The sequence below is a fragment of the Devosia sp. genome (assembly GCF_028290435.1).
GTDB lineage: Bacteria > Pseudomonadota > Alphaproteobacteria > Rhizobiales > Devosiaceae > Devosia.
Map to the genome: position 1 here is coordinate 63,427 of NZ_JAQGJV010000018.1, position 15,935 is coordinate 79,361.

General features: G+C 63.4%; 14 protein-coding genes. 4 read left to right on the top strand and 10 right to left on the bottom strand.

Features of this window, described 5'->3' with window-relative positions; all coding sequences use genetic code 11:
• Window positions 1-44: 44 nt before the first annotated feature.
• A complete protein-coding gene (locus JWP26_RS05300; protein WP_299724425.1) occupies window positions 45-1,274 on the bottom strand; it encodes an FAD-binding oxidoreductase in 1,230 nt (409 codons plus the stop codon).
• A 12-nt stretch (window positions 1,275-1,286) separates the two neighbouring features.
• Complete coding sequence (locus JWP26_RS05305; RefSeq protein ID WP_299724427.1) at window positions 1,287-2,000, bottom strand: GntR family transcriptional regulator; 714 nt, start codon at window positions 1,998-2,000, stop codon at window positions 1,287-1,289.
• A 218-nt stretch (window positions 2,001-2,218) separates the two neighbouring features.
• Between JWP26_RS05305 and JWP26_RS05310 the strand changes: the two genes are divergently transcribed.
• Both JWP26_RS05310 and JWP26_RS05315 read left to right on the top strand, forming a co-directional pair.
• Entirely contained in the window at window positions 2,219-4,036 is a 1,818-nt protein-coding gene (locus tag JWP26_RS05310; RefSeq protein WP_299724429.1) for an aminopeptidase P family protein, read from the top strand.
• 29 nt (window positions 4,037-4,065) lie between these two features.
• Window positions 4,066-5,100: a proline racemase family protein gene (locus JWP26_RS05315; RefSeq protein WP_299724431.1), complete on the top strand. Its 1,035-nt coding sequence runs from the start codon at window positions 4,066-4,068 to the stop codon at window positions 5,098-5,100.
• Between the two features lie 14 nt (window positions 5,101-5,114).
• Here the strand turns inward: JWP26_RS05315 and JWP26_RS05320 are convergent, their stop codons facing one another.
• From JWP26_RS05320 to JWP26_RS05345, 6 genes are all read right to left on the bottom strand, one after another.
• On the bottom strand, window positions 5,115-6,155 hold the full coding sequence (locus tag JWP26_RS05320; protein ID WP_299724433.1) for a proline racemase family protein: 1,041 nt from the start codon (window positions 6,153-6,155) through the stop codon (window positions 5,115-5,117).
• Window positions 6,155-7,267: a cis-3-hydroxy-L-proline dehydratase gene (locus JWP26_RS05325; RefSeq protein ID WP_299724435.1), complete on the bottom strand. Its 1,113-nt coding sequence runs from the start codon at window positions 7,265-7,267 to the stop codon at window positions 6,155-6,157. The genes JWP26_RS05320 and JWP26_RS05325 overlap by 1 nt, the downstream gene beginning before the upstream one ends.
• Window positions 7,268-7,302: 35 nt before the next feature.
• Window positions 7,303-8,025, bottom strand: coding sequence for an amino acid ABC transporter ATP-binding protein (locus JWP26_RS05330; RefSeq protein WP_299724437.1), 723 nt, complete (start codon window positions 8,023-8,025; stop codon window positions 7,303-7,305).
• Window positions 8,018-8,671 (bottom strand): amino acid ABC transporter permease, encoded by a 654-nt coding sequence (locus JWP26_RS05335; protein ID WP_299724439.1) that lies wholly within the window; start codon window positions 8,669-8,671, stop codon window positions 8,018-8,020. The genes JWP26_RS05330 and JWP26_RS05335 overlap by 8 nt, the downstream gene beginning before the upstream one ends.
• A gap of 10 nt (window positions 8,672-8,681) precedes the next feature.
• Window positions 8,682-9,347 carry an amino acid ABC transporter permease gene (locus JWP26_RS05340; RefSeq protein ID WP_299724441.1) on the bottom strand — a complete coding sequence of 222 codons (666 nt, stop codon included), beginning with the start codon at window positions 9,345-9,347 and terminating at the stop codon, window positions 8,682-8,684.
• Between the two features lie 101 nt (window positions 9,348-9,448).
• Entirely contained in the window at window positions 9,449-10,264 is an 816-nt protein-coding gene (locus tag JWP26_RS05345) for a transporter substrate-binding domain-containing protein (protein WP_299724443.1), read from the bottom strand.
• 293 nt (window positions 10,265-10,557) lie between these two features.
• Between JWP26_RS05345 and JWP26_RS05350 the strand changes: the two genes are divergently transcribed.
• The gene (locus JWP26_RS05350; protein WP_299724445.1) at window positions 10,558-11,232 is read left to right on the top strand and encodes a GntR family transcriptional regulator; all 675 of its coding nucleotides are present in this window, start codon (window positions 10,558-10,560) and stop codon (window positions 11,230-11,232) included.
• A gap of 45 nt (window positions 11,233-11,277) precedes the next feature.
• On the opposite strand, the gene JWP26_RS05355 is transcribed toward JWP26_RS05350, so the two are convergent.
• Window positions 11,278-13,011, bottom strand: coding sequence for a CocE/NonD family hydrolase (locus JWP26_RS05355; RefSeq protein ID WP_299724447.1), 1,734 nt, complete (start codon window positions 13,009-13,011; stop codon window positions 11,278-11,280).
• Between the two features lie 139 nt (window positions 13,012-13,150).
• Between JWP26_RS05355 and JWP26_RS05360 the strand changes: the two genes are divergently transcribed.
• The gene (locus tag JWP26_RS05360; protein ID WP_299724449.1) at window positions 13,151-13,771 is read left to right on the top strand and encodes a TetR family transcriptional regulator; all 621 of its coding nucleotides are present in this window, start codon (window positions 13,151-13,153) and stop codon (window positions 13,769-13,771) included.
• Window positions 13,772-13,784: 13 nt separating this feature from the next.
• Here the strand turns inward: JWP26_RS05360 and JWP26_RS05365 are convergent, their stop codons facing one another.
• A complete protein-coding gene (locus tag JWP26_RS05365; protein WP_299724451.1) occupies window positions 13,785-15,773 on the bottom strand; it encodes an alpha/beta hydrolase in 1,989 nt (662 codons plus the stop codon).
• Window positions 15,774-15,935: the final 162 nt, after the last annotated feature.

A 15,935-nucleotide genomic window follows, 5' to 3' on the forward strand; every position in this document is an offset into this window, starting at 1 on the left:
CAAAGGGACGGCTTCGGCCGTCCCCTTTTTTCGTTTCGGCAGGTCTACTGGAAGCGCGCGATGGAGAGCGCCGTCGGGGTCGGGCTGGTTCCGCCAATGGCGTCGGCAACCAGGCGCGCGGTGACCGCGCTGAGCGTGAGCCCCAGATGCCCGTGCCCGAAGGCCAAGACGATCCGATTGTCGTCCGGATGCCGGTCGATGACGGGCAGCGAGTCGGGTGTGGACGGCCGACGACCCATCCACTCGACGCCGCCTTCGGGCAGGGACGGCACATAGCGCCGCATCTTCTCGCGCATCGCCTTGGCGCGGCCAAAATTGGGGCTGGTGGCCGGCTTTGCCAGTTCCACGGCGCCGCCGATGCGTAGGCCATCGATCAGTGGCGAGGCGATGAAGCCGTGATCGGCAAAGCCCACCGGCACGGCGAGATTCCAGCCTAGCCCCGTATAGGTGGTATTGTAGCCGCGCTCGGCTTCGAGCAGCACCCGCAATCCCATTCCCCGCACCAGCTCGCGCGACCAGACGCCAGCCGCGACCACGATCTTGTCGAACACCTGCTCATTCTGTCCCGCGACGCGCAGCGCAATCCCATCACTGCGCCGCTCGACGCCCGTGACCTTGCCGTCCACCAGGCGGCCGCGGCCCCGGACGAAATCCTGGTACTGGCGCAGCACCGTCAGTGGATTGGAGACCATCCAGTAGCCCGGCTGATGCATCGCGCCAAAGAATTGTCCCTCCAATTGCGGGACCATGTTGCGCGCCGTTTCGGTGGAGATGGCCTCATAGTCGTAGCCGAGAACCTGCTTGACGGACTGCGCTTCGCGTAGCGCACCATCGAGGCTGGCCTGGCTGTCATGCAGGGAGATAAAACCGGTCTGGCGCAGATGTCCCGCTATGCCGGCAATCCGGGCCAGCGCTTCGTGATCGGCCAGCGCGGTCTGCATCAGGCTCGTCAGGGCCAGCCGGGCGCGCGCCCCTCGGGCCGGGGTCGATGCGGCCAGAAAAGCCAGCAGCCATGGAGTCAGTGCCGGCAGGTCCTGCCACCGCAGGGTGAGCGGCCCCAGCGGATCGAGCAGCCATTTCGGCACTGCCGTGAGCATGCCGGGGCTCGCAATCGGCGCGATTTCGGGCAGGGCGATCAGCGCGGCATTGCCAGCCGAGGTCGGCAGGCCTGCCGGGTCGGCATCGAACACGGTGACCTCATGGCCATCCCCGATCAGCCAGGTGCCAATCGCCGCGCCGATAATCCCGGCACCTACAACGCCAATGCGAGCCATGCGGATGTCCTACTAGAGCTTGATGCCGGCGACGGTATCGCGCGCGATGTAGCTCTGGATCTGCCGCACGATCTGGGCCGCATGGGTTGCCGCCAGCGCGTCGGCCAGGTCGGCATCGCCGGCATCGATGGCCTGCACCATGCTGCCGTGTTCGTCGACATATTGGTGGGGCAGTCGATCATCGAACGACTGATAATAGATGCGCAGGATGCGGCGGCCCTCATCCAGCAACCGGGAGAACAGGTGGGTGAAATAGCTGTTGCCGCCGGCCTCGGCGATGGCGACGTGGAAATCGCGGTTGGCCTGGATCATGTCCAGCGCATCCCGGCGCATCACGGCGTCCGCATAGGCGGCCTCGAAGCTGCGGATGGCCACCAGATGTTCGGCGCGCCGGTTGACGGCGGCGGCGCGGGTGGTCACGCGATACATCAGCGTCAAGGCTTCGAAATAGACCGGCAATTGGGCGAAATCGATGGTCGCGACCACGGTGTTCCGGTTCGGCAGCGTCTTGGCTAGGCCCTCGGCCACGAGGCGCACCAGTGCTTCGCGAATGGGCGTGCGCGACATCTTGAACTGCTCGGACAGCGTCACTTCGTCGAGCGGGCTACCCGGCTCGATGGCCAGTTCCAGAATGGACTGGCGCAACTGCTGGTAGACCGTCTGCGCACCCGAGCCGCGGGTCCGATCGGGCTTGCCCGGCTGCTCGGCCTTCGTCGCTTTGTCCACTGCGTCTCGCGTTTTCACGTTGTGGTTCCCCAATCGGCACGGCCGCAATTGCGACCGAATTTGCTCGGCCGCCGCGCGCTTCGGCCCACCTCAATTACCCGTTCGAGCCCGCGCAGGCCAGCACATTGCAATTTCGATGTCGCTATGCAAGGTAGATGGTATTCAATTTGTCGACAAGATCGATTGAGCCACGAATCTTCAATTTCGGAAGTGTCCACATGTCGTCCAGTCCCGCCGCAATCGAGCCCGGTCAGCGTCTTGCCGCGTTGCGCGCCGCTCTCCACACCGCGGGGCTCGATGGCGTGATCATTCCCCGTTTCGACGCGTATCAGGGCGAGGTGGTTGCGCCCCACGATGAGCGGCTGGCCTATGTGACAGGCTTCACGGGATCGGCCGGGATAGCGCTGGTCACCGCCGACCGCGCAGTCGTGTTCGTCGATGGGCGCTATCAGGTGCAGGTGCGTCGCGAGGTCGACCTTTCGGCGTTCGAAATCGAACATTTCTACGATGCGCCGATCGAACAATGGCTCGAACGCCACGCCGCGGCGGGGCAACGGTTCGGCATCAATACCATGCTGGTGCCCGGCAAGCTCTTCGACTTGCTCCATACCGGGTTGTGGCGTGCCGGTGGCGAACTGGTGGGGCTTGAGGCCGATCTGATCGACACCGTCTGGCCCGATCAACCCGAGCCGCCTCTGGGCGCCATCAAGCCCTTTCCCCTCGCCTTTGCGGGCGAGGATAGCGCTACCAAACGGAACCGGATCGCGGCGGCGCTGGAGCGGATCGGGGCCGACCTGCTGGTCGAGACCCAGCCGGACAATATTGCCTGGCTGCTCAATATTCGCGGGGGCGACATTGCTCGAACCCCGGTCGCTCATTCGACGCTGCTGCTAGACCGGACAGGGGCTGCCGAATGGTTCGTGGACGAGCGTAAATTGCCCAATGATCAGGGCGAGATTCTGATTGACGGCCTGTCGCTGCGTCCTGCCGACGGGCTGCTTGATGCTATTGCACAGCGGGCGCGGGACGTTGTCGTCGCTGTGGATCCTGCCTTTGCACCGGTCGCGGTACGGCATGCAGTCGAAGTGGCGGGTGGCGCGGTACTCTCCCAGTTCAGCCCGGTCACGCTGGCCAAGGCGGTCAAGAACCCGGTCGAGCTGAGCGGCTTCCGCCAGTCCCATGTTGAAGACGGCGTGGCCTGGGTCGAGTTTATCGCCTGGCTGATGACGGAAGGCGCCCAGCGCCTTGCGGCCGGCAATCCGGTTACTGAAATGGAGGCCCAGGCCGAATTGCTCAAGTTCCGCCAGCAGCGCGAAAACTTCGTCGAAGACAGCTTTGCCCCCATCGCGGCCGCCGGCAGCAACGCGGCCATGTGCCACTATTCGTCCAAGCCCGAGACGAACGCGCCGATCACGGGCGATCTGCCGTTTCTCCTCGATACCGGCGGCCAATATTTCGGCGGCACCACCGACGCTACGCGAACCTTCATGCTCGGAAAGCCCAGTGGTGAAATCCGCCGTGCCTATACGGCGGTGCTGCAAGGCTTCATCGCGCTGATGACGGTCCAGTTTCCGACCACCGCCACGGGCCATTATCTCGATGCCCTGGCGCGCCGACCACTCTGGGATCTGGGGCTCGACTTCGATCACGGCACCGGCCACGGCGTCGGGCATTTCCTCTCGGTGCACGAACATCCCCATCGCTTCGGCAAGGTGGTGAACCCGTTCACCTTCGAGCCCGGGGTGATCATGACCATCGAGCCGGGATATTATTCTGAAGGCGGCTTCGGCCTGCGTGTCGAGAACCAGGTCGAGGTCGTTGCGGGTGCGCCGGGGTTCCTGCGTTTCGATACGCTGACGCTGGTGCCCATCGATCTGTCGATGGTGGATGCAGAACAGTTGAACCGCAGCGACATCGCGTTCCTCGACGCCTATCATGCTCGCGTCCGCGCCGCACTGGCGGGGCGCCTCTCGCCGCGCGCGGCCGCCTATCTCGAAGCTGCCACCGCGCCGCTGCATCAGCAACTCGCGGCCTAGACACTCATCTGCTCGGAAAGGACAGGCGCATGCGCTGGTCAAAAACGGTTACCCTTGTCGAAGCGCATGCCGAGGGCGAAGTGGGGCGCATCGTCACCGGCGGCGTCATCGACGTGCCGGGCGCGACCATTGCGGACAAGCTGCGTCATCTCAACGAGGTCGATGACAGCCTGCGCCGCTTCCTCGTATTCGAGCCCCGCGCCTCGGCGCAGATGAGCACGTGCCTTATCTTTCCGCCCACTCGCCCCGACGCCGATATCGCCTTCATCATCCTGCAGGGCGACAAGGCCCATGCCATGTCCGGGTCCAACAGCATCTGCCTGACCACGGTGCTGCTGGAGACCGGGATGTTGCCGATGGTGGAGCCGGAAACCATCGTGCGGATCGAGACCGCTTCTGGCCTCGTAACGGCGCGCGCCACCTGTCGCAACGGCAAGTGCGAGCGCGTGACGCTGACCATGAACCCGTCCTATGCCGACCAGCTCGATGCGGTGGTGGACGTGGAAGGCTATGGCAAGGTCAAGGTCGATATCGCCTATGGGGGCATTTTCTATGCGCTGATCGACCCGGCGCAGCTCGGCCTCGAAATCCGCCCCGACCAGGCCAAGAAGCTCGTCGAGGCCGGCAGCGCCATTCATCGCGCCGTCAATGCGCAACTGACCATCGCCCATCCTGAGATCGAGGCGATCAAGGGCATTTCCTATACGATGTTTGTCAGCCACAACGCGGCGGGCGAACTTAAGGGCGCCACCATCATGCCACCGGGCCGCATCGATCGCTCACCATGCGGCACGGGCAATTCGGCGCGCCTCGCTGTGGCGGCGGCGCGTGGTCTTGCCAAGCCCGGCGATCGCTTCACCGCGCGCTCGATCATCGATTCCACGTTCGAGGTCACTTATGCCAGCGACACCACAGTCGCCGGCCGGCCCGCCGTGCAACCGATCATTTCAGGACGCGGCTGGATCCACGGCATCCACCAGATCGGCGTCGACCCGACCGATCCTTATCAGCTCGGCTATTCAGTCTCGGACACTTGGGGCGACGCGTTTGATCTGATGAACTGAGCGGCTAACGCCGCTCAGAAGCGCCCCTCCATGGGCCAGGTGTCCGACAGGCGATAGCCTGTGGGATAGGGGTCCATGGGGTCCAGCATGTGCTGGTGCGTGCCGGTGATCCAGGCGCTGCCCGCGATGATCGGCACGATCGCCTTGCGATCACCGAGCATGATCTCGCTATCGATGCGGCAATCGAAGCGCGAGCCGATGATCGAGCGCCCGATAAAGGCCTCACCCACTTTGAGCTGGCCCTTGGCATGCAGCACCGCCATGCGCGCCGAACAGCCGGTGCCGCAGGGCGAGCGGTCGATCTTGCCGGGGCGGATCGCCACCGCATTGGCGGCGGTCAGCACGCCATTCTCGTCGCGTGTCACCGGCGCCGCCACCTGGCAGAACGAGAAGTGGTTCCAGTCGGCATTGGTCGGATGGTTGAAGCCAAGCTGCTCATTGGCCGCCTTGGTGATTTTCATCCCCGTCAGCGCGATGTCGCGTGCCTCATCGGGCGTGATGGCAAAGCCAAGCGCATGGCTGTCGACGATGACGAAGCTGTCCCCGCCATAAGCGGTATCGACGGTCAGCGTGCCGATCCCCTCGACCTCAAGAACAGCGTCGAGCTTGTCGGCGAACGAGGGATGGTTCTTGATCGCGACCCGCTCCGCCTTGCCATTGCGGCATTGGGCGACCACCTCGATCAGCCCGCCCGGCGCTTCCAGCACCATCCGGGTTTCCGGCTCGGTCATCGGAATGATGCCGGCATCGAGCAGGACGGTGGCCACGCACATCGAATTGGAGCCCGACATCGGCGGGGTATCCTGCGGCTCCATGATGATCCAGCCCATCTGGGCCTTCGGGTTTTTGGGCGGCACCAGGAGGTTGACGTGCCGAAACACGCCGCCGCGCGGCTCCTGCAGCATGAAGTTGCGCAGGGTCTCGTCGTTGGCGATGAAGGTGCGCTGCTCCCAGATGGTGTCGCCGGGCGGTGGAGCCACGCCGCCGGTGATGACGTCGCCCACCTCGCCCTCGGCATGGCAGGAAATGGTCTGAATGATCTTGCTGGTACGCATCAGGCGGGGTTTCCGATAATCATGACGGGCTCGCCCAGAACGTCGAACCTGGGGGTGATGCCAAGGCCGGGCTCGTTCGACGCGGACATGTTGCCATTGACGCGCTGCGGCGCGCCTTCGGCGATTGAGACGGTGCCGTAGGAATTGAAATCGGTGGCCGAGAGATAGAATTTCTCCGGCGTCGAGGCGGCCAGGTGTGCAATCGTGGCGGTAACGATATCGCCGCCCCAGGTGTCCTCGATGGTCATGGGAATGCCCGAGGCCACGCACAGATCGCGCATCAGCTTGGCCTTGGTCAGCCCGCCAACCTTGGAAATCTTGAGGTTGATCGCATCCATCGCGTCTTCGGCAATGGCCTTGAGCAAGCTATCCGCACCACCGATCACCTCATCCAGCACGAAGGGCAGGGTGGTGCGGCGGCGGATGGAGAGGCTTTCCTCGTAGCTCATGCAGGGCTGCTCTATATAGACGTCGAGATCACGCACCGCGTTCACCACCCGCGCTGCATCGGCCATGGTCCAGCCGGTATTGGCATCGCACACGAGAATATCGGTGGGCTTGAGGATATTCCGGCAGGCGCGGATCCGCTCGATATCGTCATTGGCATTGCCGCCGACTTTGAGCTGGAATTTGGTATAGCCCTCGGCCCGATAGCCATCGATCTTGCGGGCCATGATCTCAGGGTCTTCCTGCGAGATGGCGCGATAGAGCGCAATGTCCCGTTGCTCCAACCCGCCCAGCAGTTTGTAGACCGGCAGGCCCGCAACCTTGCCCAGAATGTCCCAGCAGGCAATGTCGATCGGCGCCTTCACATAGGGATGCCCGCGCAACACCGCGTCCATATGCCGGTTCAGCGGGCCAAGGTCGGTCGGGTCCATGCCGATGAGCTTGGGGCCGATTTCGCCCAGCCCGGCGCGTACGCCCAGCGCGTAGCTCGGCAGGTAGGCCGATCCCAGCGGGCAGCATTCGGCATAGCCGGTGATGCCCGCATCGGTTTCCACGGCGACCACGGTGGTGTCGAACACCTCCATGTAATTGCCGCCCGACCAGCTATAGCGGCCCTCCTTGAGCGGCAGGTCGACCTGCCAGGCGGTAATCGCGGTGATTTTCATTTGAGTCTCTTCAAGCCTGAGAGAAGGAAGGTCGCCTAAAGGACGGAGGCGAGGAACTGCGCAGTTTCCGGGCGCTGCGGATTGCCGAAAATCTGATCGGGCGTGCCGATCTCGTGCATCTTGCCGGCCTTGAAGAAGGCGACGCGATCGGACACTTCGCGGGCAAACGCCATTTCGTGGGTGACGAGGATCATGGTCATGCCCTCCTTGGCGAGGAGCCGCATGGTGTCGAGCACTTCGCCCACCAATTGCGGATCCAGCGCCGAGGTCACCTCGTCGAACAGCATGTATTTGGGGCTCATGGCGAGCGCCCGCGCGATGGCCATGCGCTGCTGCTGGCCGCCCGACAGCTTGCCCGGATAGACGTTCAGCTTGTCGCCCAGCCCCACATGTTCGAGCTGTTTGCGCCCGATGGCTTCGGCCTCGGCCTTGGATTTCCCCAAAACCTTGCGGGGTGCCAGCGTCACGTTTTCCAGCACCGTCAGGTGGGGAAACGCATTCCATTGCTGGAACACGATGCCGATATTGGTGCGCAACTTGTTGATATTGGTGCCCTTGGCGTGCACCTCGACGCCGTCGACCGTGATCTTGCCGCCCTGGATGGCCTCAAGCCCATTGATGCACATCAACAGCGTCGATTTGCCCGATCCCGAGCCGCCGATGATGGAGACGACTTCGCCCGTCTGGACGGTTAGGCTCACATCGTCGAGCACCTTGAGCTCGTTGTAGGATTTTTGAACGTTCTCGATCTCAATCATTTTCGCGCCATTTTCTTTCCAGCCGCGCGCCCAGGCGCGAGATCGGGAAGCTGATGATGAAGTAGATGAGTCCGGCGACGGTGAGCACGAACAGCGGCTCCTGAATGCGGGTGACGATGATCTGCGAGGTGCGCAGCAGCTCGATAATGCCGAGCCAGGATACCAGCGCCGTATCCTTCATCACCCCCAGCGTCAGGCCGATCCAACTGGGCAACATGATGCGCAGCGCGATCGGGTAGACGATCTGGGTCATGTCCTGCCACCAGGTCAGGCCGAGCGATCGCGCCGCGCGCCTTGTGGTCAGCGGCACCGCCGCGATGCCGCCCCGCACCAGCTCCGAGCAATAGGCCGAGGTATAGAGCGCCAGCACGACGCAGGAGACCATGAAGGCGCTGACATTGAGGCCGGCGATAGCCTGGAAGGCATTGACCAGCACCAGCTGGATCAGCAGTGGCACCGAGCGGAAGATATCGAGCACGAAGGCCAGCGGCGCCGTAGCCCACCAGGGCGTCGTAGCGCGGAACACGCCGAAAACGATGCCCAGGATGGTGCCCCCCAGCATGGCCCAGAAGGTGATGAGCAGCGTGACGCCCGCGCCCTGCGCCAGGAAACCGAGATCGTTGAGGCTGAGACTGGTGTGAAACATGATCCGCCCCTCAATACCGGAACAGGCGGTAGGCAAAGGCCCGCGCGCCCAGAGTGACGGCTTTGGCGATGAGGTAGTACAGCACCGCGGCGAGGGCGAAATATTCGAAGGTCCGGAAGGTCTTGACGTTGAGCTCCTGCGTCACGCCGGTCAGGTCGGTATTGAGCCCCACGACGACACCCAGCGAGGTCATCAGGATGGCCCAGACCATCTGGTTGGTCATCGGGTAGAACACGGCGCGGAACATTTGCGGCAGCACGATCAGCCGGAACGCACTGACCGAACCCAAGCCCAGCGAGCGCGCGGCGCGCACCTGGGTCGCCGGCACGACGCGCAGGCCACCACGGAAGGTCTCGGCCAGATAGCCGGCATTGTTGAAGGCGATACCGGCCAGCAGCGCCACAAAACTATCGAGGTGGATGCCGAACTGGCCGAGGCCGAAATAGGCCATGTAAATCTGGAACAGCGCCGGCGTGTTGCGGGCAATCTCGATCCAGGTGCTGGCAATGCCGCGGAAGATCTTGTTGCCCGAGCCGCTCATCAATGCCAGCAGCACGCCGATGGCAACCCCGATGATCATCGACAGGATGGCGATCTGCAGCGTCACCACTGCGCCGCTCAGCATATGCGGCAGGGCCTGGAAGGCAGGGCGCCAATGGAAGGTATAGTTGAACATTAAGGGCGCGTTCCGTGGATCGAGGCGATATCAGGATGCAGCGGCTTAAAGGTTTGCCTGATGGAGAAGGGAGCGTCCCGAAGGACGCCCCCAGGCTCAGATCAGTAGTACACGCCCGGCACGGTCAGGTTCGGCGCTTCGCCATCGCCAACCCACTTCTTGTAGAGCTCGGCATAGCGGCCGGTGCGGATCTGCTGGTTGACGAACAGGTTGAGATAGTTGAGCAGGCCCTGTTCTTCGCGCAGCGCGATCAGGCCGACATAATCGATCTCGTAGGGTGCCTTGCCGCCCATGACGAAGCCCGGGAAATTGCCGGTGGCGATGGTCGAGCCGGCGACGGTGGAGGTCACCACGGTGGCGTCGATCTGGCCTTGCGACAGAGCGAGCATCACGTCGGCCTGGGTCTGGTAGGAGCGGAACGAGCCGGCCGGATCGGCCCATTCGTTGACGCTCTTTTCGAGCGCGATGGCCTCATAGGTGCCCGAGGTCGAGCCGACCTTCTTGCCCTTGAGGCTGTCATAATCGGCGATGCCCAGGCCGTCCTTGGTCAGGACCACCATTTCGAAGGCAAAGTAGGGGATCGAGAAGCCGACGGTCTTGGCTCGTTCCAGGGTGTCCGATGTCGAGGCGACACCCACATCCACGCGGCCGGAAACCAGCGCAGGGATACGGTCGGGGAACGGCGTTTCGACGATTTCGGCGGTTACGCCGAGCACCTTGGCGAGGTCGTTGCAGGTATCGACGTCAAAGCCGATCGGGTTGTTGTTGGCGTCGCGCGAACCCATCGGCGGGAAGTCCAGCACCACCGCGCAGCGCAGGGTGCCGGAGGCGATAATGTCGTCCAGCTTGTCCGCAAATGCAGGCAGAGCGGTCGTTAGCGAGGCAAGCGCCACGGCGGCGGTCAGCAAGAGTTTCATAGTGTCCCCTTATCGTTGAGCCGAGCACGACACTCGACTTTTCGTATACGATATCCTAAACCGAAGAGAAACGTATACCATCTCTTAACGCCGTCAAGCCCTCTGCCGCACATTGTGCGCAATTTGTCGACAGGAATGAATGTGGGATGTGTGAGCCCCATGGAACTGGTCGGCCGGTGCCTGAGCACGAGGGCGACAAAAACTCGCGCAGCGGTCGTGTTTTAGAGCTGCCGACTCTCGGGCTAACCCAGTATTGCTGCACCGCAGCCTGAAATTGTTTTGGAGTATTGACCGTGCCTCTACAGGGCTTGGAAACCCCCGATCTGGGAGCCGCGCCGACCACGTCCGACGTTATCGCCAATCACTTGCGTGATGCGATCGTTTCGGGCGTGCTGGAGGAGAATGATCCGATCCGGCAGGACGATGTCGCCAAGCTGTTCAACGTCTCGAAAATTCCGGTCCGCGAAGCGCTCAAGCGTCTTGAGGCGGAGGGCCTCGTGCTGTTCCAGCGCAACAAGGGCGCCGTGGTCACCAGCATGAGCGACACCGAGCTGGCGCAGATTTTCGAAATTCGCGCCATGCTGGAGTCCAACGCCATTCGCCTGGCCGTGCCCCACATGACCGAGGCCACGTTTTCACGGGCCGAGGCGATCTGCGACGAATTCCAGGCTGAATCCAATGTCGGCCGCTGGGCCGAGTTGAACTGGAGTTTTCACTCCACGCTCTATCAGGACGCCAACCGCGCCTACCTGATGAACCTGATTCGTTCGGTCAACGACCGGATCGAGCGCTATATCAGGTTGCAGCTCACCCTCTCGCACGGCGAAAAAACCGCCGATAGCGAACATCGCGCCATTCTGGCGGCCTGCAAGGCCGGGGACGGCGAATTGGCCGCCCGCTTGCTGAGCGAGCATATCGTTGCCGCCTGGCAATCGCTGCTGGCCAACCTGCCGCAACAGAGCAAGTGACCGCCGATCCGGATGCGGGCGCCGGTAGAGCGCCCGCATCGACCATCAAGCGGTCTTGATGGGAAGCCGCAGGTAGGACGCGTGCTCGCCACCGGTGTGGATGACATGCTGTCCCTTGTTGCCGGGCTGATACTCGGCCTGGCCAGGCATCATGGCGCCCAGCGTCTCCGTCGCACTGACGACCAGCCGCAATTGCTCGCCAGGATAGACAACCAGTCCGAGCGGGCTGAGCGCGACCTCGACTTCCACGATCTGCCCGGCCGCCAGCTTCTCGGACCGGGCAAAGCTCTGCACCGGCACCGCGTCGGTGGACTGGGTTTCATCCAGGTGCCGCAGCGACACCCGAACCCGGCCGTTGGGCCCCTTGTACCGCATGATCGATGCCCCGCGATCGGTCAGGTCCATCATCATCGACCCCTGATTGGGAATGGTGAAGGCCCAGAGCGGATTGCCGCCGGCATCGAGTTTCTGCACGACGAAGAACAGGTCCATGTCGTCGGTCCCCTTGGCTTCGACAAACAGGCTAAGCTTGGGATAGCCCACCAGTTCGGTTTCCTTGTCGAACCGGATCGTGAACGAGGCGAGGCCCGGATAGGTCTCGGCGTTATAGGCTGCGGTAGAAGGCGAAGCCGGGGTTTCGGTCTGTAGCGCCCGCATGCGGCCGTCGAGGTAGAACTTGGTGTCGACCACACCCTGGGGCGGGAAGTCGGCAGCAGGCAGGTTGACGCGATCGCCGCCCTTGAGATCGAGCACCGAATAGCGCACGCGGGGCGTCTCGTCCCAGCCGTTGTTCTGGCCCTTGAGGAAACGATCGAAGAACCGGCGCAGGTCTTCGCGGTTCGTGTCGTCGTAATAGTCGGGCCATTCCATGCTGTTGTGAATGCGCAGCCACCTTTCGGCGGAGGCGATCGACCGCCAGCCCCGGAACGTGCCCGGCGTATGCAGCGTGTTGCTGTAGCTGGCAACGATATAGGCGGGGACGTTGATCTTTTCGAGCTGCGCGACCTTGCTGTCCCAAAGATCGTTCACCAGTGGATAGCGCACGGCTTCGGCAATCGCGTCCTCGCGCCGGTTCTTGCCGGCATAATTGGTTTCGAGCACACGGAAGAAGGCATGGTCGGGCATGCCGCCGCGCTGTACGAGGTGACGATAGATATCGTTGAAGCCTTCCACCGGATTGATCGCCGCCAGGTGCGGCGGCTGCTCGGCTGCGGTGTACCACTGCGCAGCCGCCAGGTACGAGGTTCCGGTCATGCCGACCTTGCCATTGCACCAATCCTGCACGGCGAGCCATTCGATCAGGTCGTGGCAGTCTTCGCCCTCCTGGTGTCCCAGCACGGCGATGTCGCCCTCGGACTGGTCGATGCCGCGGCTGTCCGGATTGCACACCGCATAGCCCTGGGCGACCCAATATGCGGGATCGGGACCTTCGAATTTTTCGAGACCGGACAACTGGCCGGGCTTCATGCCGAGCGAGGCGAACAGTGCCGGCGTGAAGGTGCCGGTTCCGGCCGCCTTGCCATAGGGGCTCCAGGCGACGATGACCGGCACCTTCTCGGCCCCCACAGGGCGCAGCACGTCGACATAGATCGTCTTGCCGTCACGCATGGTGACCGCCACGTCCTTCTCGAAAACGATGTCGACGGGAATGGCCTTGAACTGCGGCTTAGCCTGCCATCCGGCGGGCAAGACGCGCGTACCGGGCTCGAAGGGGACAAACAGGCCATCCGATTTCTCGCTCTTTTCAAAGGCTGGGACGAAAATGGGTTCGGTCTTCATCGGTGGTTCCTTTCATGGCAACGGACGTCGCGGCCGGCGTCTGAAGGCAGATATATGCCTGCCCATCCAATAACTCAACACCCGATGAGTTAAAAACTCACCACTTGTTGAGAAAAGGTTTCTAATGTAAGAACGCAGCATGTCCAAAGATGTAAAAAACGTTGCCGCCGCACCCCGTCGGGGTGGCCGGCGACCCGGATCAAGTGTGACGCGCCAGGCGGTGCTCGAGGCGGCCCGGTCCCGGTTCTCGCAAGACGGCTATGCCGCGGCGACGATCCGCAAGATCGCAGCCGATGCGGGCGTCGATGCGTCCCTCGTTATTCAGTTCTATGGATCCAAGGACGCCCTTTTTGCCGCCGCCATGTCGCTTTCGCCGACGGCGCTCACACACTTGTCGCAAGCCTTTGACGGGCCGCCGCCCACCCTTGGTGAGCGTGTCACCAATGCGTTCCTCGATCTTTGGGAGGGCGAGTCGCAGGTCTCGGAGCCGCTGCTGGCAATGTTGCGGGCCGCCATTTCCAACGATCAGGGTGCGGCCACACTGAGGGAGTTCATCCAGACACGCCTGTTGGAACAGCTCAGCCCGAAGCTGCCAGATGGCCACGATGCCGCCGCACGGGCAGGGTTTGCGGCGGCGATGCTGATCGGCATTGTGGTCGGACGCGGCATTGTCAAAGTGCCCGTGCTTGTCGGCACGGATAGGGAGAGTGTGATCCGCCTCGTGGCGCCCGCAATCCAGGCCGTCCTGGTCGGCGTTTAGGGCTTCATCGCGTTCACGGCTTGGCGGCCGCCTGGCCCACCCAGGGCGCGATGTAGAACGTAGGGGTCAGGCTCCTGGCGCAACTGTCGTCGATCCGGCGCATCGGATTGTTGATGAAGGCCACGCCCATGTCCGCCACGCAGGGTTGGTAGAGCACGGCTCCGTGCCCCGCCTCGGGAATGAGCACCGACTGGCCGTTTGCCAGCGTCGAAGCCGCCAGCGCGGCCCAGCTCGAAGCCGTCTGCACATCCCACGCGCTGCCGATGGCAAGGGTGGGAATGTCGCTGACCACTGGATCGTGGAATCCCTGCCGGGGCTGCGGCGGTACCTTGGCGCAGATGCCGAAGAAGCTGTCGATGGTCGATTGATAGACGGCCGCCAGGCCCGGGAAATGCAGCGTCGGCGTCACCGCCGCGAAGCCGGCTGGGGAGTTGAACGGTATGCTTTCCTGGCAAGCGTAAAGTGCCAGGTGGGTGCCGAGCAGGAAATCGGCCTCGGCATCATGTGCGCTGGTGCCGATCAACTGGAACGATCCTTCGATCTCGCTCTCGCGCATCGCCTCGATCAGCGCCCGCAGCCGGCTTTGCGATGCGCCGGTAAAGTACTTGTCCACGAAGCCCAGCAGCGCCTCGCGCGACGGCTGGGCATTCTGCAGGCCGATATAGTCGGCCACCATGCCGGTCAGCGTCGCCACCGCCTTGTCCTTGCCGTCGGCCGCGGCCAGCTCCTTGGTGGCCCCGGTGAGCTCGGCATCGAACAATTGTACGATCGGCCCATAGGCATCGGCGCGGTTGGCGGCGAACAGGTCCCACAGCGCCTGCTGCAGGCTGGTGCGTGCGGCAATGTCGGCGGCAAAGCCGGAGAGCGCGTCGGCCACCAGCTTGCGCTGGTCGACGGGCAGCACGGATGCCGCTTCAGTCACCGCAGCGGCATCCGGGGCGGGCAGGGTGAAGTTCTTGGCGTCCAGCATGTCGATGGTGGGGGTGGCCGCCGAGGCGTTCTGGGTGCCGCGATAGATTTCGTAGATATAGGCGGGGATATAGGGGGTGAGGCTGCCCATGTTGCGCTGGCCGTTTCGCGCCAGGATCGGTTTGACGATGACGCTGGGCGGCACCGCAGTGCCCCCGAGGATCAGGGTGCCGGCGGCCGCCTTGTCGAGCAGCTCGCGGGTAATCCTGCCCAGGTCGGGATAGGCCGCATTGCAGGCGGCATCGGCGGCGCATTGCTCGGTCACCAGATGAGTGGCCTCGTCGGCCGGCACGGCGGTGGTGTCATAGTCCTTGACCTGAGCCGGGACCACGCCATCGATGATGACCGCGCGCAGGCCTTCGGGCGCGGAGCGCATGACTTCGAGCGCCAGCTTGGTGCCATAGGAAATGCCGTAGAGATTGTAGCTGTGGTAGCCCAGCGCCTTGACGATGCTGCTGACATCCAGGGCATTCTGGGTGGTGTTGTAGGCCGCCAGGTCGACGCCGGCCGCCTGCAGTTCGCCGATGCAGTCGGCCATCGCCTGGTCGCTGCTGTCGCTCTGGCCCGGCAGCGCCAGGATGCTGGGTGCATCGCGGCCCAGCGCCTGGTAGCAGGCCACTGAACTGCCCGAAAGCCCGGCAGCGCGCTGGTCAAACAGCACGATGTCGCGCGTCTTGCGCCAGGGGTCGAAAATCTGCGCATAGCCGGCAATCTGGTCCACGAGGCCCCCGCCGGGACCGCCATGCAGCTGCACGAGCGGATCGGGTTCGGGGTAGCTCGAACTGGCCTTGAGCACCGCAAACTTCAGCTCAATCCGCCGTCCGTCGGGCGCGTCGTGGTTTTCGGGGACGTTGACCGTGCCGCAAATGACCGTCCGGCCCTCGATTTCCTCATAGCCCAGGGGCTGCATGCAATGCTCGATGGTCACCGGATAGGCCGGATCGGCGCCGCCTGCCTGCAATTGCGCAAACGCTGTGGTGTCCGCATGCCCCGACAGGGCGGCGATAAGTTTCAGCAGGTGTGCAAAATCCATGTCCGGCTCCGATGGCTGATTGACCCTGTTGGCTAGTCGCCCTGTACGGTGATCTCCGAAGCGGTTTTGGCATCGAGCCCTATGGTCAGCGTGAAAGCGCCGGCACCATCAACCCGTCTGCCTGGGTCCAATTATTCAGCGCATTGGCGGGGCGTCAACAAA